This window comes from Streptomyces sp. NPDC033229, from assembly GCF_055576875.1.
Map to the genome: position 1 here is coordinate 167667 of NZ_JBVIQR010000008.1, position 17879 is coordinate 185545.

Genomic DNA, 17879 nt, shown 5'->3' on the forward strand with positions numbered 1-17879 from the left:
AGAACCGTCAGGGGAATTGTTGACGTCTGACAAAAGACTAAGACTGCGACTCCGCGTCGGCCAGACGCCCCAGGATCAGTGCCACCCGCAGGGTAAAGGCGGAGCGTACATCGGAGGGTGACCATCCGGTGACGTCCGTCACACGTCGGAGGCGGTATCGCACGGTGTTTGGGTGGACGAACAACATCCGCGCCGCACCCTCCAGGCTGCTGGCCTGTTCCAGGTACACGCTCAGCGTCTCCAGCAGGGCGGAGCCCGCTTCCTCCAACGGTCTGTAGATCTCCTCCACCAGCTGCTCACGGGCGCTCGCGTCCCCGGCCATGGCCCGCTCCGGAAGGAGATCATCGGCCAGAACCGGCCGCGGGGCGTCCGGCCAGGCCGCGCACGCCTTGAGCCCGGCGGCCGCGGCCTGCGCGGAACGCGTCGCGGCCAGCAGGTCGGAGACCACCGGCCCGGCCACCACGGGCCCGGCCGCGAACGGGCCGATCAGCGCCTTCGCCGTCTGCAGCGGATTGTCCGAGCCGCCCGCGATCACCACCAGCCGGTCCCCGAGCACCCCGGTCAGCACCTGCAGCTTCGCGTGCCGCGAGGCCCGGCGGATCGCCTCGACCGTCAGCTCGCTGTCCCCGTTGGGCGCGGTGCCCAGCACCACGCAGACGTGCGCGGGCGAGTTCCAGCCCAGCGCGGCGGCGCGGGAGAGCGCCCCCTCGTCGGCCTCGCCCGACAGCACGGCGTTGACCACCAGCGACTCCAGCCGGGCGTCCCACGCGCCGCGTGCCTCGGCGGCCTGCGCGTACACCTGGGCCGTGGCGAAGGCGATCTCACGGGCGTAGACGAGCAGCGCCTCACGCAGCACCGACTCGTCGCCCGGGGCCGCCACCTCGTCGATGGCCGACTCCATGACCTCGATGGTCGTGCGGACCATCTCCACGGTCTGGCGCAGCGTGATCGCCCGGGTCAGCTCCCGGGGGGCCGTCCCGAAGACATCGGTGCTGATCGCCTGCGGAGTCTCCGGATGCCGGAACCACTCCGTGAAGGCCGCGATGCCGGCCTGGGCGACCAGTCCGATCCAGGACCGGTTCTCCGGGGGCATGGCCCGGTACCACGGCAGCTGGGCATCCATGCGGGCGATGGCGGCGGCGGCCAGAGTGCCGGAAGACTTCTCCAGGCGGCGGAGGGTGGCGCTGTGCGGATGCGGGGTGTTAGCGGCGGGTTCAGGCACGGGACAAGCCTGCCTTATTCGGGTGCGGGGCGGGGTGGCCGGGCTACCGTAGCCCGATGACGCACGGACGACCGATCATCCAACGGGCGGAGGAACGCTTCCGCGGCGGGGACCTACCGGCCGGTATCGAAACGTGGCACGCCTTGTCGTTCGCCGGTTTCTACGACCCGGACAATGTGCGCTTCGGTCCGCTCTCCGCCTGCAACGAGGAGCACCTGGCGCCGGGCGCCGGCTTCGCGGAGCACCCGCACCGGGACACGGAGATCGTCACCTGGGTCATCGAGGGCGAGCTCACCCACGAGGACTCCACCGGCCAGGTCTCGGTGGTGCGTCCCGGCGACCTCCAGCGGCTCAGCGCGGGCGCGGGCGTGCGGCACGTGGAGCGCAACGCGGGGGCCGCCCCGCTGCGGTTCCTGCAGATGTGGCTCACCCCGTCGGAGTTCGGCGGGGATCCCTCGTACGAGGTGGTGCGCGGCCTCGCCGACGGCACGCCCTACGCCCTGACGCGGGCTGACGCGAGCCTGCGCGTTCGGCGGCTGGAGGCCGGCACCGGCGCCGACCTGCCGGCCGCGCCGTGGCTGTACGCGCACGTGGTGCGGGGAGCCGTCCGGCTCGGGGGCCTCGGGGGTCTCGGGGACGAGGAGCTGCGGGCGGGTGACGCGGTACGCGTCATGGACGCGGCGGGGCTACGCGCCGAGGCGTCGGCCGCCGCCGAGCTGCTCGTGTGGGAGATGCACGCCGAGCCGCACTTCGGGTGACCCCGGCGCGGGGCGCCGGGGCTCGGGTCCGTGGCCGGACGCGTCACGCCCCGCGCAGCTCGGCGAGGACCGCGTCCGTGAACGGGGGCCAGGCCTCGATCGCCCAGTCGCCGAAGGGCCGGTCCGAAAGGGCCACGCACGCGGCGTTCGCGTCCGGGTCCACCCACAGGAACGTGCCCGACTGGCCGAAGTGGCCGTACGTCCCGGGCGAGGACGAACTGCCCGTCCAGTGCGGGGACTTGCCGTCGCGGATCTCGAAGCCCAGGCCCCAGTCGTTCGGCCGCTGGTGTCCGAAGCCCGGCAGCACCCCGGGCAGCCCGGGGAAGACCACCGACGTGGCCTCCTCCACGCTCTGCCGGGACAGCAGCCGCGGCGCCTGGAGCTCGGCGGCGAAGCGCGCCAGGTCGGCCACCGTCGAGACGCCGTCCTTGGCCGGGGAACCGGGCAGGTCCGTCGCCGTCATGCCGAGCGGCTCCAGCACCGCCTCGCGCAGATACTCCGGGAAGGGGATGTCCGCGGCCTTGGCGAGATGGTCGCCGAGCGTCTCGAACCCGGCGTTGGAGTACAGCCGCCGGGTCCCCGGCTCGGCCATCGTCCGCTGCTCGTCGAAGGCCAGCCCGGAGGTGTGCGCGAGCAGATGACGGACCGTGGAACCGGCGGGGCCGGCAGGCTCGTCCAGCTCGATCGCGCCTTCCTCGACCGCGACCAGCACCGCGTACGCGGCCAGCGGTTTGGTCACGGACGCCAGCGCGAACCGGCGGTCGGTCGGCCCGTACGACCCCGCCCAGCTGCCGTCGGCACGGACCACGACGGCCGCGGCGTGCTCCACCGGCCAGTTTTCGATCTTGCGCAGGCTCTCCATGACGAGGAGCCTAACCCGGTGCCCGGCCCGGCCAGGATTGCCTCAAGTCTCCGCTTGCCTGGAGTGCACTCCAAGTCTCTAGCGTTGAGTCCGCCGCAAGGCACAGACCGTGCAGCCATGCGGAGGGGTACTGATGGGGACTGCGATGACCGTGATCGACGACGCACCGGCCGAGGTGCGGGCATGCGGCGCGCTGGAGCGCGAACGGCACCGGCGCCCGGAGGGGCGCGACCGCTTCACGATCAGTGAAGTGGCCGACTACACCGGCCTGTCCGCCCACACCCTGCGCTGGTACGAGCGGATCGGGCTGATGCCCCTGGTGGACCGCTCGCACACCGGGCAGCGCCGCTACGGCCCCCGGGACCTGGACTGGCTGGACCTGGTGGGCAAGCTGCGGCTGACCGGCATGCCGGTGGCCGACATGGTCCGCTACGCGGAACTGGTGCGCCAGGGCGAGGGGACCATGGCCGAGCGCGAACGGCTGCTGAGCGCGCACCGCGAGGACGTGCGGCGGCGCATCACCGAGCTGCGGAGCACGCTCGACGTCCTCGACTACAAGATCGATATCTATGCCGACGCCCGTCGCCGGGCGTCCGAAGGAGCCTCACGCACATGAGCAACGACAGGATCGACACCGTAGGTCTCGGCACCGGCGGCCCGCTGGTCGGAGTGCAGGGGCTCGGCTGCATGGGCATGAGCGCCTCCTACGGTCCGACCGACGAGACCGAGGCGCGGGCGACGCTGGAGCGTGCCCTGGAGCTGGGCGTCACGCTGTTCGACACCGCCGACATCTACGGCTTCGGGCGCAACGAGGAGTTCATCGCGCCCTTCGTCCGGGCCAACCGGGACCGCATCACGCTGGCCACGAAGTTCGCCATCGAGCGCCGTGAGGACGACCCGTCGTTCCAGGCGATACGCAACGATCGCGCCTACATCCGCGCGTCCGTCGAGGGCAGCCTGCGCCGCCTGGGCGTCGACCACATCGACCTCTACTACATGCACCGCCGCAACGTGGACGTGCCGATGGAGGAGAGCGTCGGCGCGATGGCGGAGCTGGTCGCGGAGGGCAAGGTCCGCCACCTCGGCCTCAGCGAGGTCTCCCCGGGCGAACTGCGCGCCGCGCACGCCGTGCACCGCATCGCGGCGGTGCAGTCGGAGTGGTCGCTGTTCAGCCGCGACGTGGAGGCGGGGATCGTCGACGCGGCCAAGGAGCTGGGTGTCGCCTTCGTGCCCTACTCGCCGCTCGGCCGCGGCTTCCTGACCGGCTCGTTCGTGAGCGCGGACAAGGAGCTGGACAGCAAGGACTGGCGGCGTACGCAGCCCCGCTTCACGGGTGACAACGCGGCGGCGAACGCGGCGCTGCTGGAGCCGGTGCGGAAGATCGCCGAGGCGCGCGGTGTCTCCCTGGCGCAGGTCGCGCTGGCCTGGGTGCAGCAGCGCGCGGAGGTCCACGGCCTGGCCGTGATCCCGATCCCGGGCACGCGCAAGCGCACCCGCCTGGAGGAGAACCTCGCGGCGACGCGCATCGTGCTGGACGCGGCGGAGTTGGCTCAGCTGGAGCCGATCGCCGGGAAGGTCGCGGGCAACCGCTACTCGGACATGACGTTCACGGCCGTCGGCCGGGAGTAGCCGTCCCGGCGGGGGGCGGGAGTCCGGTGTCCGGCGGGTCCCTCGGCTGCGGGCCGTCCTGCCGCCTGCGGCGGGGGCGCCCTGCGGGCGCGTCCTCAAACGCCGGACGGGCTTGATGTGGCTGGGCTCAGCCGGGACCAGCCCGGCTGCCCCAGCTACCGCTGGGAGGTGCCCCCAGCGGGCTCGATGTGGCTGGGCTCAGCCGGAACCAGCCCGGTGGGGCTACCGCCCAGGGCTACCGTCGCCCGGGGCGACCAGCCCCGACTCGTAGGCGTAGATCACCGCTTGGGCCCGGTCGCGCAGGCCGAGCTTGGCGAGGACGCGGCCGATGTGGGTCTTCACGGTCTGTTCGGCCAGGATCAGCGAACTGGCGATCTCCTGGTTGGACAGGCCGCGGGCGATGAGTTCGAGGACCTCGGTCTCACGGGGCGTCAGGCCGCCCAGGCGCAGGGCCGGGTTCTTGCGCGGCGCGGGGCGCTGCTTGGCGAAGTCCGCGATGAGGCGCCGCGTGACCGAAGGGGCCAACAGGGCCTCGCCGGCGGCGACGACGCGGACGGCCGAGATCAGATCGGCCGGCGGTGCGTCCTTGAGGAGGAAGCCGGAAGCGCCCGCACGCAGCGCCTCATAGACGTAGTCGTCGACGTCGAACGTGGTGAGCATCAGCACCTTCGGACGGTGCGTCACCCCGGTCGGCGGGTCGAGGAGCCGCCGGGCGGCCTCCAGACCGTCCATCTCCGGCATGCGGACGTCCATCAGCACCACGTCCGGGTGCGTGCGGCGGCTCACCTCCACGCCCTGTCGCCCGTCCGGGGCGTCGCCGACGACGTCGATGTCGCTCTGGGCGGCGAGCAGGGCGGCGAAACCCGCCCGCACCATGGCCTGGTCGTCGACGATGATCACCTTGATGGTCATGCGGGGAAGAGTTCCTCTTCTGTGTTCGTGGTGAACGGGAGCCGGGCAGCCACCCGGAAGCCGCCGCCCGGCAGCGGGCCGGTGTCGAGGGTGCCCCCGACCAGTCGGACGCGCTCGCGCATGCCGACCAGGCCGTGGCCCGTACCGCTGGTCTCCACGGGCGGCGCGTCCGCGTCCGGGGCGGTGGCGTTGACGACCAGCACCATCAGGCCCGTACGGTCCGCGTCGACGGTGACCGACACCCGCGTCGTCGCGCCCGGGGCGTGCCGGACGACATTGGCCAGGGCCTCCTGCGTGATGCGGTAGACGGACAGGTCCACGGTCTGCGGAAGCCCGGCGGGCAGCGGGTCCGGCATCGACAGCTCCACGGGCAGCCCGGCCCGTACGGTCGCCTCGACCAACTGCGGGATCCGCTCCACACCCGGCTGCGGCGCCCGCTCCGACCCGCCGCCCTCGCCGGAGGCGTCCTCGCTGCGCAGCACGCCCAGCAGCCGGCGCATCTCGGTCAGCGACTCGCGGGCCGTCGCGGCGATCGAGGCGAACTCCTCCCGGGCTGCCGGCGGCAGGCCGTCGAGACGGTAGGGGGCGCTGTCGGCCTGCACGGTGATCACCGACATGTGGTGGGCCACGACGTCGTGCAGCTCGCGGGCGATGCGGGTGCGCTCCTCCAGGAGGGTGCGGCGGGCCCGTTCGGCCTCACTGATGGTCTCCTGTTCGGCCAGCGCCCGCTGGGCGTCGCCCCGTTCGCGCAGCGCGCCGCCCACCACGAGCAGCACACCGCTCAGCACGACCAGCGCCACCCAGGTGCCGTTGTCCCGCTCGGGGGAGACGCCCCGGAAGACGAGGCTCGCCGAGAGGAGCAGCAGCCAGACCGTCACGAGCGTACGGCGGCCCTCGCGCAGGCCGACGGCGAAGATCAGCAGCAGCATGCCGATGATCGACATCGGCGGCCACGGCCAGGGCCGGTCCTCCTGCGCCGGTACGGCCAGCAGCGCCGCCGCGCCCGCCACGTCGGCGACGAAGACGATCACCCAGGCCCGCAGCGGCCGGCGGACGGCCATCAACAGGGGCAGGGTCTGCAGCAGGGCCAGTGCGATGGCGAGGTCGGAATTCAGCCCGTAGTCGTTGGAGAGCACCATGCCGGTGACCGGCAGCAGGATGGCGATGAAGAGGATCGCGACGCCGTACGGCAGCTGCCGGACCCCCCGGCGCCGGGAATGGCCGAACAGGGGTGCCGGACGGGTGGGGTTGCGTGACTTGAACATGACCTGTTCAGCGTAGGCGGCCGGGACCGGCCGGACATCACACCGGGGTGCCGACCCCGGTGTCATACCCGGGTATCACCCGGCCCCGGCCGTCCGCGATCAGAGCTCGGCGAGCAACTCCGCCTTCTTCGCGCTGAACTCGTCGTCGGTCAGCAGCCCCGCCTCGTGCAGCGCGCCCAAGTGGCGGATGCGGTCGGCGATGCCACCCGGATCGGGGCGGCCGGCGGGGACGCGGCGCGGGGCCGGCACGGTGGCGCCCCGGCCGGACCGGTCCCGCACGGCCGCCAGTACCGCCGCCGCGAAGGGCAGCGATTCATGGACGAGGCCGTACCCCATGCCGAAGACGACGGCCGCCGGGTCCTGGTCGGTATCGCCCGGTCGGCTGTCCTCGGTGCCGCGCGGGACGAGCCGCAGATGCCCGCCGAGGACGTCCGGGGAGCGCCACTCGACGCCCGCCAACTCCTCGACGGGGAACCGCTGGTCGCCGGCCTTCCACTTGGCTGAGGAGGCACCGGTCCAGAACCAGCGGAAGGAGACGGCCCTGCCGTCGAAGGACGCCTTGCCGTCGTAGGCCTTGAAGGACAGCGGAGGAACGGGTGCGGCGACCAGATGCCGCTCGGCGGGCTCGGCGGCACGCGGGCCGAGCCTGGCCCGTATCTCGTCGGCGTAGTACTCCGCGAGCAGCTCGCGCTCGGCGGGCAGCACCAGCCGGTACGGGTCGCAGCTCTCCTTGAGCTGGCCGTCCGCCGCGTCGATCAACGGATCCGCGCCCGGTCTGGGCACAGCACGCAGAACCACCGTGCCGCGCTTCCCCGCGGCCGGCTCGACGGCCGCGAGCGCCTCGTAGGGGATACGTCGCTCGCCGAGCGCCTGGAGCAGCTTCGGCGTGCGGATCCCCCGTTCGAAGCGGATGAGCACGGAGTCGGTGTCGAACTCCCAGGCGGCGTGGAAACCGGCCAGCACATCACCCATGCGCTTCATCGTATGCGGCGGTCGGCCGCCCGTCCCCCCTCCCGGCGCTACGCGCGTCAAACCGATGGCCCGAAGGGACCGGTGCCCGGCCGGACCCGGCCCGTCCCGGTTCAGCCGACGGAGCAGTCGGCGTCGTCCTTCGCGCAGGTGACGGAGGTGACGGCGCCGACTCCGATCCCGGCGAAGTTGGCGAGACTGATGGTGCCGGGTTCGAAGTAACCGGCGTGGCCCTTCGCGTCCCGGGCCGACAGCAGCCGGGCCCCGAAGGCCGCGGAGACCGGGTCGGCGCCGTGGCCGAGGCCCCCGACGGCCAGGTGCGGAACGTCCTGAATCCAGTCGTCCGCATCGCGCATCGCCCAGATCCGCGCGCTGGTGCGCAGTTCGGAGACCCGCTCGGCCCGCATGCCGGGGCTGCCGGCCACCGCGACGTCCGTGACCCGGGAAGGCAGCTCACGGGCCGCGACGCCGCAGACGACCGAGCCGTAGCTGTGGCAGAACAGCGAGGCCCGGGAGGTGCCGGGCAGCGCCCGCACCAGCGCCCGCAGCCGCAGCGCCCCCTCGGCGGCGAGCCTGCCCGTCGCCGCGTCCATGCCGACGCCGTTGGGCGTGGTGTAGTCGGCCCAGGCTATGACGGCGGTCCTGGTGCCCGGGGCCGCCTTCCGCTCGGCCGCGTAGAGCGAGCGGGCCATGCCCACGGGCGCGGTGTGGGCGCGCTGGGTCTTCTCGAACGTCAGCACATTGGTGTCGACGCCGGGCACCACGACCGAGACCCGGTCGGCCCGGTCGAGGTCGCCGAAGACCTCGGCGACCCGGCCGGAGCCACTGGGGTCGAAGGCGAGGATCTGCCGGCCGCCGGCCATCAGCGAGGCGAAGCGGTGCATGCGGCGCCCCGCCTCGTGGCGGCCGGAGGGGGTGAGCCCGCTCGCGTGCGTGCGGCGCTCCTCGACGGCCCGGGCCTTGGCGAGGGCGATCCGGTTGGCGCGGTAGCGCAGCTCGACCGGGGCGCCGTCGAGATTGCCGACGACCAGGGGGTAGCGCTCCGCGAGCCGGGTCCGCTGGCCGCCGGAGAGGGAGCCGAGGAAGCGGCCCACGGCGGCGGACCCCGCCGTGGGGGCGGGCAGCGGACGGCCCGCTATGGAGTCGTGCAGCCAGGCGCTCAGCGAGGCCGCTCTCGGGTCGGAGTTCCCCTGGTGTCCTCTGACGGCCGTCCAGCCGGTCGTGGCGAGCATGACGAACACCACGGCCAGGGCGAGCAGCGCGCGCATGGCCGTGGTCGAGTTCGTCCAGGGCAGGGAGGAGGGAGAGCCGAGCTCCGGGAAAGAAGTCACCGCGAGACACCCTAGGAGAAACCTGTGGTCATCCGGGAAGCCGGTGAGCTATCTCACGTTTGATGAGGGGTAATTGTGCACACACGTACCCACCCCGCTCAGGTATGCCAATTTTCCGCCAACGCGGGTCCGATCCGGACGAGATGCGGGGTCGCTGGCCGCTGTGGCGTCACGGCCGGGCCGGATCCTTCGGTGACCGGCATCACCCGGACCGGCGACGTCGCGCACGACTCTTCCGTGCTGGGCACGCCGTCGGCATCACCGCTTCGGGCGGCTGACCCGCCGGGGCCCGTTCGGCACCGGCGCCGTGAGACGACCCAGGCCACGGCAGGGGCGCGGTCCGTATGCGAAACCGCCCGTGACGTGGGGCGGACCGGGGTGGCGGGCCTGGATCGCGCCCCGCGCGACCTGCTTCCCCTATCAGGGCGCTGCGTGCTTTTCGCCCTTGGCAGCGGTGATCACCGAGAGGAGGATCGGCGTACGCCATTCCGATCCAGGGGAGTGATCCATATGCGGACGATCCGCACCACGGCCCTCGCCATGGGCTTCGCTGCCCTCGCGGGGACGCTGACCGCCACGAGCGCGCAGGCCGCGCCCGCGCCGCCCCCGGCCCGTACGGCCCGTGTCGCATCCGGCGACTGCGCCGCCGGGCAGCTGTGCCTGTGGCAGAAGACCGACTTCCGCGGCGCCCGGGCCACGAGCGAGCTCGCGGACATCGACATCGAGAGCTGCGTGACCTTACCGGCGGGCAGGAGCGCGGCCTCCCTCGTCAATCGCACGGGGCGCCCCGTCACCACGTACCAGAGCGCGACCTGCGGGGAGACGGGCGAGTTCGCCACGTACCCCTCCGGGAGCTGGGTGCCGGAGTCGCCCTATCAGGTGAGGGCCTACAAGGTCTGGGAGAGCTAGGGCCTGCCCGGCATCAAGCGCCGGACGGGCTGATGCCGGCTCGTCCAGGGGCTCCGGAACCCCGAACTGCCGCTGCCCCGGCCAGCAAGAGCTGGCCGGGGCAGCGGCAGTGGACAAGCGGGGTGGTCTCCCGCCGGGTGCGAGCGACTACGCGTCGCCGCCCGCGGCGCCCGGGTCGGCCGCCGCGACGTCGAGGAGCTGGTAGCGGTCGATCGCCTGCTTCAGCGCCGAGCGGTCGACCTTGCCCTCCTTGGCGAGCTCGGTGAGCACGCTGAGGACGATCGACTGCGGGTCGATGTGGAAGAAGCGACGGGCCGCGCCACGCGTGTCCGCGAAGCCGAAGCCGTCCGCGCCCAGCGAGGTGTACGTGCCCGGCACCCAGCGCGAGATCTGGTCCGGAACCGCCCGCATCCAGTCGGACACGGCCACCTTCGGGCCCTCGGCGCCCTGGAGCTTGCTCGTCACGTACGGGACGAGCAGGTCCTCCTCCGGGTGCAGGAGGTTGTGCTCCTCCACCTCGATGGCGTCCTTGCGCAGCTCGTTCCAGGAGGTCGCCGACCAGACGTCCGCCTTGACGTTCCACTCCTCGGCGAGGATGCGCTGGGCCTCCAGGGCCCACGGCACCGCCACGCCGGAGGCGAGGATCTGCGCCGGGATGGCGCCCTGCTCGCCCGTCTTGAAGCGGTAGAGGCCCTTGAGGATGCCCTCGACGTCCACGTCCGCCGGCTCGGCCGGGTGCTGGATCGGCTCGTTGTAGACGGTCAGGTAGTAGAAGACGTCCTCGGCGTTCTCGCCGTACATCCGGCGCAGACCGTCCTTGACGATGTGCGCCATCTCGAAACCGTACGCCGGGTCGTAGGAGACGACGGCCGGGTTCGTGGACGCCAGCAGCTGCGAGTGACCGTCCGCGTGCTGCAGACCCTCACCGGTCAGCGTCGTACGACCGGCGGTCGCGCCCAGCACGAAGCCGCGCGAGAGCTGGTCCGCCATCTGCCAGAACTGGTCACCGGTGCGCTGGAAACCGAACATGGAGTAGAAGACGTAGACCGGGATGAGCGGCTCGCCGTGCGTCGCGTAGGCCGAGCCCGCCGCGATCAGGGAGGCCGTGCAGCCCGCCTCGGAGATGCCGTCGTGCAGCATCTGACCGGTCGGCGACTCCTTGTACGCGAGCAGCAGCTCACGGTCCACGGCCTCGTACTGCTGACCGAGCGGGTTGTAGATCTTCGCCGACGGGAAGAACGCGTCCATACCGAAGGTGCGGTACTCGTCGGGGGCGATCAGCACGAAGCGCTTGCCGATCTCCTTGTCCCGCATGAGGTCCTTCAGGATGCGGACGAAGGCCATGGTGGTGGCGATCGACTGCTGTCCCGAGCCCTTCTTCGCGGTCGCGTAGGCCTTGTCATCCGGGAGGGCCAGCGGCTTCGCGCGCACGACGCGGGTCGGCACATAGCCGCCCAGCGAGTTGCGGCGGTCGTGCATGTACTGGATCTCCTCCGAGTCGCGACCCGGGTGGTAGTACGGCGGCAGGCCGGACTCCAGCTCCTTGTCGGCGATCGGGATGTGGAGACGGTCCCGGAAGCGCTTGAGGTCGTCGACCGTCAGCTTCTTCATCTGGTGGGTCGCGTTGCGGCCCTCGAAGTTCGGACCGAGGGTCCAGCCCTTGACCGTCTGCGCGAGGATCACGGTCGGCTGGCCCTTGTGCGCCTTGGCCGCCGCGTACGCCGCGTAGATCTTCTTGTGGTCGTGACCGCCACGGCCCAGGTGCAGGATCTGGTCGTCGGACATGCCCTCGACCATCTTCCGCAGACGCTGGTCGTCGCCGAAGAAGTGCTCACGGATGTACGCACCGGTCTCGGTCGCGTACGTCTGGAACTGGCCGTCCGGGGTGCTGTTGAGCTTGTTCACCAGGATGCCGTCGCGGTCCTGCGCGAGCAGCGGGTCCCAGGAGCGGTCCCAGACGAGCTTGATGACGTTCCAGCCGGCGCCGCGGAACTGCGACTCCAGCTCCTGCATGATCTTGCCGTTGCCGCGGACCGGGCCGTCGAGGCGCTGCAGGTTGCAGTTGACGACGAAGGTCAGGTTGTCCAGACCCTCACGGGCGGCGATCGACAGCTGGCCGAGCGACTCCGGCTCGTCCATCTCGCCGTCGCCCAGGTACGCCCACACGTGGGACTTGGAGGTGTCGGCGATGCCGCGCGCCTCCATGTAGCGGTTCATGCGGGCCTGGTAGATCGCGCCGAGGGGGCCGAGGCCCATCGAGACGGTCGGGAACTCCCAGAAGTCCGGCATGAGCCGCGGGTGCGGGTAGCTGGACAGGCCGTAGGGGGCCTTGGACTTCTCCTGGCGGAACGCGTCGAGCTGCTGCTCGGAGAGCCGGTCCAGCAGGAAGGCGCGGGCGTAGACACCGGGGGAGGCGTGGCCCTGGAAGAAGATCTGGTCGCCGCCGTCGCCTTCGTCCTTGCCGCGGAAGAAGTGGTTGAAGCCGACGTCGTACAGCGACGCGGAGGAGGCGAAGGTGGCGATGTGACCGCCGACGCCGATGCCCGGGCGCTGGGCGCGCGAGACCATCACGGCCGCGTTCCACCGGGTCGCGTTGAGGATCTTGCGCTCGATCTCCTCGTTACCGGGGAAGAACGGCTCGTCCTTGGTGGCGATGGTGTTGACGTAGTCCGTGCTGCGCATCTCGGGCACGGCCACGCGCTTCTCACGCGCGCGCTCGATCAGGCGAAGCATGAGGTAGCGGGCACGTTCCCGGCCTCGCTCATCGACGGCTGCGTCGAGCGAGTCGAGCCATTCCTGGGTCTCTTCGGGATCGAAGTCCGGGACCTGGCTGGGAAGGCCGCCAATGATGATCGGGTTGCGATCGGATCCGGGAGCCACGCTGTTCCTTCGCTGTTCGGGTCGTTGTGCCCTGCACGCAATCGATGCTGCGCACGCGGTCACATACGGTCTTTGCTTATGTCGCGCCGTCCCATCGTGGACCGCGGCGGCGCAAACGTCATCTCTACTGATCGGTAACCACCGGTCGTGAGATGAAGCGCCGAAGGCCGACCGACGCGCGGCAGCCAAATCGCAACCATACGCCCCCAATGGGGGTCGTCCGCGTACGGCCGTTCGGACCCGATTGCCGTAATCGTGCGGTGCAACTTCACAAAACCGACAGAACGCTGTGTCATGAATCACTCGCCCGTGCTCTTCCATGGTTGGAGTTGCGGCGAGACGTCAACGTTTGGGCGGGGTGGAGGGCCGGGTACTTGCGCGAACCGCCCGTCACGTGTGGACTACCGCCAATGACTCGCGTAAAGCGAGGAACAACAAGACATTTTCTCGAAACAAGACAGGAGGCAATCCGTGAGCGCGACCGCGGACCACGCGGAGGAGCGGACCAACCCTGCCGCCAGGCTGGGTTTCCAGCCCGGGCAGGTGGTCCAGGAGATCGGCTACGACGACGATGTCGATCAGGAGCTCCGCGAGGCCATTGAGGAGACCACCGGCCAGGATCTCGTCGACGAGGACTACGACGACGTGGCCGACGCCGTCGTCCTGTGGTTCCGCGACGAGGACGGCGACCTGACGGACGCGCTCGTGGACGCCATCGGCCTGCTCGAGGACGGTGGGATCATCTGGCTGATGACGCCCAAGACCGGCCGCGACGGCTACGTCGAGCCGAGCGACACCAGCGAGGCGGCGCAGACCGCGGGTCTGAGCCAGACCAAGAGCGTCAGCGTGGCCAAGGACTGGTCCGGCGCCCGCCTGGTCGCCCCGAAGCGCTAGCCCTCCGGGGCCGGCCTTCTCACCGCCGAGCACGACCACCGCGCCCCCCGGCAGCACCGCTGCCGGGGGGCGCGCTGTATCGCACGGGGGGCGCAGTGACACGGCGCAGTGACACACTGGCCGCAACCCGCCGGCGGGTGAGGCCGTGATCGACCGAACCGGGGCCGGCATTTTGTCGAGACGAGGGATGCGAACCCATGGCGATTGAGGTCGGCACCAAGGCCCCGGACTTCGAGCTGAAGAACCAGCACGGCGAGACCGTCCGGCTCTCCGACTTCCGTGGTCACAAGAACGTCGTACTGCTCTTCTACCCCTTCGCGTTCACCGGCGTGTGCACCGGCGAGCTGTGCGCCCTGCGCGACGAGCTGCCGCAGTTCGCCAACGACGACGTGCAGCTGCTCGCCGTCTCCAGCGACTCCCCCTTCTCGCTGCGCGTCTTCGCCGAGCAGGAGGGTCTGGAGTACCCCCTGCTGTCCGACTTCTGGCCGCACGGCGAGGCCGGCCGCGCCTACGGCGTCTTCGACGAGGAGAAGGGCTGCTCGGTCCGCGGCACCTTCATCATCGACAAGGAGGGCGTCGTCCGCTGGACGATCGTCAACGGCCTGCCGGACGCGCGCGACCTGAACGAGTACACCAAGGCACTCGCCGCTCTCTGACCCGGCCGGTGATGCGCCCGGCGGGCGGCTGATATGCGCCCGCCGTCCGATTCGCTGTAGTTTGAGTCACTCCGAGGGCAATCCGAGCGCTCGCCGCGTGCCCTTGAGTGCAAGACCCTGTAATCGGTGGGAACCGGTCACTAGGATCAAAACGTTGATCGGATGCCATCGCACAACGGGGGCGCAGGTCTCGCCGAGTGGTTCCGGCCCCCTCAACCAATGGAGGACTCGTGGGAGTCAGTCTCAGCAAGGGCGGCAACGTCTCGCTGACCAAGGCGGCCCCGAACCTGACCGCGGTCATCGTCGGTCTCGGCTGGGACGCCCGTACCACCACCGGTACGGACTTCGACCTGGACGCCAGCGCCCTGCTGGCGAACGACCAGGGGAAGGTCACCAACGACCAGAACTTCGTCTTCTTCAACAACCTCAAGAGCCCCGACGGCTCCGTCGAGCACACCGGTGACAATCTCACCGGTGAGGGCGAGGGGGACGACGAGGTCATCAAGGTCAACCTGGCCGGCGTCCCGGCCGATGTGCAGAAGATCGTGTTCCCGGTCTCCATCTACGAGGCCGAGTCGCGCACGCAGAGCTTCGGCCAGGTGCGCAACGCGTACATCCGCGTCGTGAACGCCGCCGACAACAACGAGCTGGCGCGCTACGACCTGAGCGAGGACGCCTCGACCGAGACCGCCATGGTCTTCGGCGAGCTGTACCGCAACGGCGCCGAGTGGAAGTTCCGGGCCATCGGCCAGGGCTACGCCTCCGGCCTGCGCGGCATCGCCCAGGACTTCGGCGTCAACGTCTGACCTCGGCGGTCGCACTCGACCGCTCCTGAGCGCGTCCGGCGCCGCACACCCGCCCCAGGCCTTCGCCATGGGCCGGGAGTGCGGCGCCGGACGCGCATGGACACCCATCTCGTTTCATCTCGGGGAGGAACCAAGATCATGGGCGTAACGCTCGCCAAGGGGGGCAATGTCTCCCTCTCCAAGGCCGCACCGAATCTCACCAACGTGACCATCGGTCTCGGCTGGGACGCGCGCTCCACTACCGGAGCCCCCTTCGACCTCGACGCCAGCGCGCTGCTCTGTGCGAGCGGCCGGGTACTCGGTGACGAGTACTTCGTCTTCTACAACAACCTCAAGAGTCCCGAGGGCTCCGTCGAACACACGGGCGACAATCTCACGGGTGACGGCGACGGCGACGACGAGTCGATCATGATCGACCTCACCCAGGTGCCGGCGGCCTGCGACAAGATCGTCTTCCCGGTCTCCATCCATGACGCCGACGCCCGTGGTCAGAGCTTCGGCCAGGTCAGCAATGCCTTCATCCGCGTGGTCAACCAGGCCGACGGCGCCGAGCTGGCGCGCTACGACCTGAGCGAGGACGCCTCCAGCGAGACGGCGATGATCTTCGGTGAGGTCTACCGCTATGGCGGGGAGTGGAAGTTCCGGGCGGTCGGACAGGGGTACGCGTCAGGACTGCGGGGCATCGCTCTAGACTTCGGGGTCAACGTTTCGTAAAGCCGCGCCACGGCGCGGGGGACCTCGTACTTACACGATTGGGTAGCCAGTGGTTCTGAAAACCTTCGGTTGGTCCTTCGGCATCACCGCCCTGGGACTGGTCGCAGCGTGGTTCTACGGAGGGTGGGAAGCGTTCGGGATTGTCGCGATCCTGTCCGTCCTCGAGGTCTCGCTGTCCTTCGACAACGCCGTGGTCAACGCCGGGATCCTGAAGAAGATGAATGCCTTCTGGCAGAAGATCTTCCTCACCATCGGCGTCCTGATCGCCGTCTTCGGCATGCGGCTCGTCTTCCCCGTGGTCATCGTGGCGATCAGCGCCAAGATCGGCCCGATCGAGGCCGTCGACCTCGCGCTGAACCAGAAGGACCACTACAAGGAGCTGGTGACCGACGCCCACCCGGCGATCGCGGCCTTCGGCGGGATGTTCCTGCTGATGATCTTCCTCGACTTCGTCTTCGAGGACCGCGACATCAAGTGGCTGGGCTGGCTGGAGCGCCCGCTGGCGAAGCTCGGCAAGATCGACATGCTGTCGGTCTGCATCTCGCTGATCGTCCTGATGATCTCGGCGATGACCTTCGCGACGCAGGCGCACCAGCACGGCGGCACGCACGTCGACAAGGCGGCCACGGTCCTGCTGGCCGGCATCGCCGGTCTGATCACCTACCTGATCGTGGGCGGTCTCTCCAGCTACTTCGAGGACAAGCTCGAGGAAGAGGAGGAGCGCGAGCACGAGGCCGAGGAAGAGGCCAAGAAGAGCGGCAAGAAGGCCCCGGCCATCGTGCTCGCCGGCAAGGCGGCGTTCTTCATGTTCCTCTACCTCGAGGTGCTCGACGCGTCCTTCTCCTTCGACGGTGTCATCGGCGCCTTCGCCATCACCAACGACATCGTCCTGATGGCGCTCGGCCTCGGCATCGGCGCCATGTACGTCCGGTCCCTCACCGTCTACCTGGTCCGCCAGGGCACCCTGGACGACTACGTCTACCTGGAGCACGGCGCGCACTACGCGATCGGCGCGCTGGCCGTCATCCTGATGATCAGCATCCGGTACGAGATTCCCGAGGTCGTCACCGGACTCATCGGTGTGGCGCTCATCGGCTGGTCGTTCTGGTCCTCCGTGCGGCGTAACCGCGCCCTCGCGAAGAGCGGTGACCCGGGCGCCGGCGACAAGGCCGAGGTCCCGTCCGGCGTGTGACCGGGGCATAAACGAGGAACGCTCTAAGCGGGGCGGTCATGAGGCGAGTCCTCGTGGCCGCCCCGCAGCGGTTTCGGGGTGCGATTCGGGGCGAAACAGGGTGGGGGTTGAGGAATGGAGTTCCGGGACAGGTTTTTCGGTAACTGGGGGCGTGCGAGCGCACGGCAGTTCGACACCAGTGGCACCAACGGCTCGGTGGAGCTGACCAAGCGCAATCCCACCTTCTCACTGACCAAGCAGGGCGCCCTTTCGGGCAATCTGCGGGTCAATCTCTCCTGGCGGATGCGGACCTCCGACTTCGGCGACCGGCCCGCCTTCGGCACCGGGCTGCGTCATCCGTTCCGGAAGTTCCGACCGGAGATGGTGCAGGCGCAGGGTCCCGCGATGGTCAATGTGGACCTCGACCTCGCCTGTATGTATGAGCTCCAGGATGGTGCCAAAGGCGTGGTGCAACCACTCGGCAACATACTGGGCAGTCTCAACAGCGCGCCGTACGTCCAGCTCAGCGGGGACGACCGGTTCGGCTCGGGGTCCGGCGAGACGATCTACGTCAACATGGACCACCGGGACAAGATCAAGCGTCTGTTGATCTTCGTCTATATCTATGACGGCACCCCGGCGTTCGACCGTACGCACGCCCTGGTGACGCTCTTCCCCGGCAACGGGCCCCAGATCGAGATCGCGCTCAACGAACGCGCCCCCGAGGCCCGCTCCTGCGCCGTCGTGATGCTGGAGAACGTCAAGGGCGAGATCATCCTGCGGCGCGAGATGAAGTACGTCTACGGCTTCCAGGCGGAGCTGGACCGGCTGTACGGGTGGGGCCTGCAGTGGGGCAGGGGGTACAAGACGAAGGTGTGAGCGGGGCCCATGGGTCGGGCCC

At 70.1% G+C, this 17879-nt stretch carries 17 protein-coding genes; 10 read left to right on the top strand and 7 right to left on the bottom strand.

The features are described from left to right. Positions 1-37 precede the first annotated feature (37 nt). Positions 38-1222, bottom strand: coding sequence for a PucR family transcriptional regulator (locus ACZ53N_RS10360; protein WP_390155505.1), 1185 nt, complete (start codon positions 1220-1222; stop codon positions 38-40). A 56-nt stretch (positions 1223-1278) separates the two neighbouring features. Here ACZ53N_RS10360 and ACZ53N_RS10365 point away from each other — a divergent pair, with 56 nt between their 5' ends. Continuing rightward, positions 1279-1980, top strand: coding sequence for a pirin family protein (locus ACZ53N_RS10365; RefSeq protein WP_469140482.1), 702 nt, complete (start codon positions 1279-1281; stop codon positions 1978-1980). A 43-nt stretch (positions 1981-2023) separates the two neighbouring features. On the opposite strand, the gene ACZ53N_RS10370 is transcribed toward ACZ53N_RS10365, so the two are convergent. Next, the gene (locus ACZ53N_RS10370) at positions 2024-2842 is read right to left on the bottom strand and encodes a serine hydrolase domain-containing protein (RefSeq protein WP_469140483.1); all 819 of its coding nucleotides are present in this window, start codon (positions 2840-2842) and stop codon (positions 2024-2026) included. A 133-nt stretch (positions 2843-2975) separates the two neighbouring features. On the opposite strand from ACZ53N_RS10370, the gene ACZ53N_RS10375 reads away from it, so the two are divergent. Both ACZ53N_RS10375 and ACZ53N_RS10380 read left to right on the top strand, forming a co-directional pair. Continuing rightward, positions 2976-3458, top strand: a complete 483-nt coding sequence (locus tag ACZ53N_RS10375; protein ID WP_469140484.1) for a MerR family transcriptional regulator — start codon at positions 2976-2978, stop codon at positions 3456-3458. Next, complete coding sequence (locus ACZ53N_RS10380) at positions 3455-4471, top strand: aldo/keto reductase (RefSeq protein ID WP_469140485.1); 1017 nt, start codon at positions 3455-3457, stop codon at positions 4469-4471. Before ACZ53N_RS10375 ends, ACZ53N_RS10380 begins: the two co-directional genes overlap by 4 nt. A 222-nt stretch (positions 4472-4693) precedes the next feature. On the opposite strand, the gene ACZ53N_RS10385 is transcribed toward ACZ53N_RS10380, so the two are convergent. The 4 genes from ACZ53N_RS10385 to ACZ53N_RS10400 all read right to left on the bottom strand — a co-directional run bounded on the left by ACZ53N_RS10385 (position 4694) and on the right by ACZ53N_RS10400 (position 8948). Continuing rightward, the gene (locus ACZ53N_RS10385) at positions 4694-5383 is read right to left on the bottom strand and encodes a response regulator (RefSeq protein WP_469140486.1); all 690 of its coding nucleotides are present in this window, start codon (positions 5381-5383) and stop codon (positions 4694-4696) included. Next, the gene (locus ACZ53N_RS10390) at positions 5380-6648 is read right to left on the bottom strand and encodes a sensor histidine kinase (protein ID WP_469140487.1); all 1269 of its coding nucleotides are present in this window, start codon (positions 6646-6648) and stop codon (positions 5380-5382) included. Before ACZ53N_RS10390 ends, ACZ53N_RS10385 begins: the two co-directional genes overlap by 4 nt. A 99-nt stretch (positions 6649-6747) precedes the next feature. Further along, on the bottom strand, positions 6748-7620 hold the full coding sequence (locus ACZ53N_RS10395; RefSeq protein WP_469140488.1) for a DUF4429 domain-containing protein: 873 nt from the start codon (positions 7618-7620) through the stop codon (positions 6748-6750). Positions 7621-7730: 110 nt separating this feature from the next. Further along, on the bottom strand, positions 7731-8948 hold the full coding sequence (locus ACZ53N_RS10400) for an alpha/beta hydrolase (RefSeq protein WP_469140489.1): 1218 nt from the start codon (positions 8946-8948) through the stop codon (positions 7731-7733). Between the two features lie 510 nt (positions 8949-9458). Between ACZ53N_RS10400 and ACZ53N_RS10405 the strand changes: the two genes are divergently transcribed. Further along, positions 9459-9857, top strand: a complete 399-nt coding sequence (locus tag ACZ53N_RS10405; RefSeq protein WP_469140490.1) for a peptidase inhibitor family I36 protein — start codon at positions 9459-9461, stop codon at positions 9855-9857. A 147-nt stretch (positions 9858-10004) separates the two neighbouring features. Here the strand turns inward: ACZ53N_RS10405 and aceE are convergent, their stop codons facing one another. Then, the gene (gene aceE / locus ACZ53N_RS10410) at positions 10005-12737 is read right to left on the bottom strand and encodes a pyruvate dehydrogenase (acetyl-transferring), homodimeric type (protein ID WP_469140491.1); all 2733 of its coding nucleotides are present in this window, start codon (positions 12735-12737) and stop codon (positions 10005-10007) included. Positions 12738-13208: 471 nt separating this feature from the next. Here aceE and ACZ53N_RS10415 point away from each other — a divergent pair, with 471 nt between their 5' ends. From ACZ53N_RS10415 to ACZ53N_RS10440, 6 genes are all read left to right on the top strand, one after another. Continuing rightward, positions 13209-13631, top strand: coding sequence for a DUF3052 domain-containing protein (locus tag ACZ53N_RS10415; RefSeq protein ID WP_469140492.1), 423 nt, complete (start codon positions 13209-13211; stop codon positions 13629-13631). A gap of 197 nt (positions 13632-13828) precedes the next feature. Further along, positions 13829-14287, top strand: a complete 459-nt coding sequence (locus ACZ53N_RS10420; protein ID WP_130877593.1) for a peroxiredoxin — start codon at positions 13829-13831, stop codon at positions 14285-14287. A gap of 230 nt (positions 14288-14517) precedes the next feature. Further along, positions 14518-15093: a TerD family protein gene (locus tag ACZ53N_RS10425; protein ID WP_130877592.1), complete on the top strand. Its 576-nt coding sequence runs from the start codon at positions 14518-14520 to the stop codon at positions 15091-15093. Between the two features lie 138 nt (positions 15094-15231). After that, on the top strand, positions 15232-15807 hold the full coding sequence (locus ACZ53N_RS10430) for a TerD family protein (RefSeq protein ID WP_356453777.1): 576 nt from the start codon (positions 15232-15234) through the stop codon (positions 15805-15807). Positions 15808-15856: 49 nt separating this feature from the next. Next, positions 15857-16999, top strand: coding sequence for a DUF475 domain-containing protein (locus ACZ53N_RS10435; RefSeq protein ID WP_469140493.1), 1143 nt, complete (start codon positions 15857-15859; stop codon positions 16997-16999). Between the two features lie 114 nt (positions 17000-17113). After that, on the top strand, positions 17114-17857 hold the full coding sequence (locus ACZ53N_RS10440) for a TerD family protein (RefSeq protein WP_469140494.1): 744 nt from the start codon (positions 17114-17116) through the stop codon (positions 17855-17857). Positions 17858-17879: the final 22 nt, after the last annotated feature.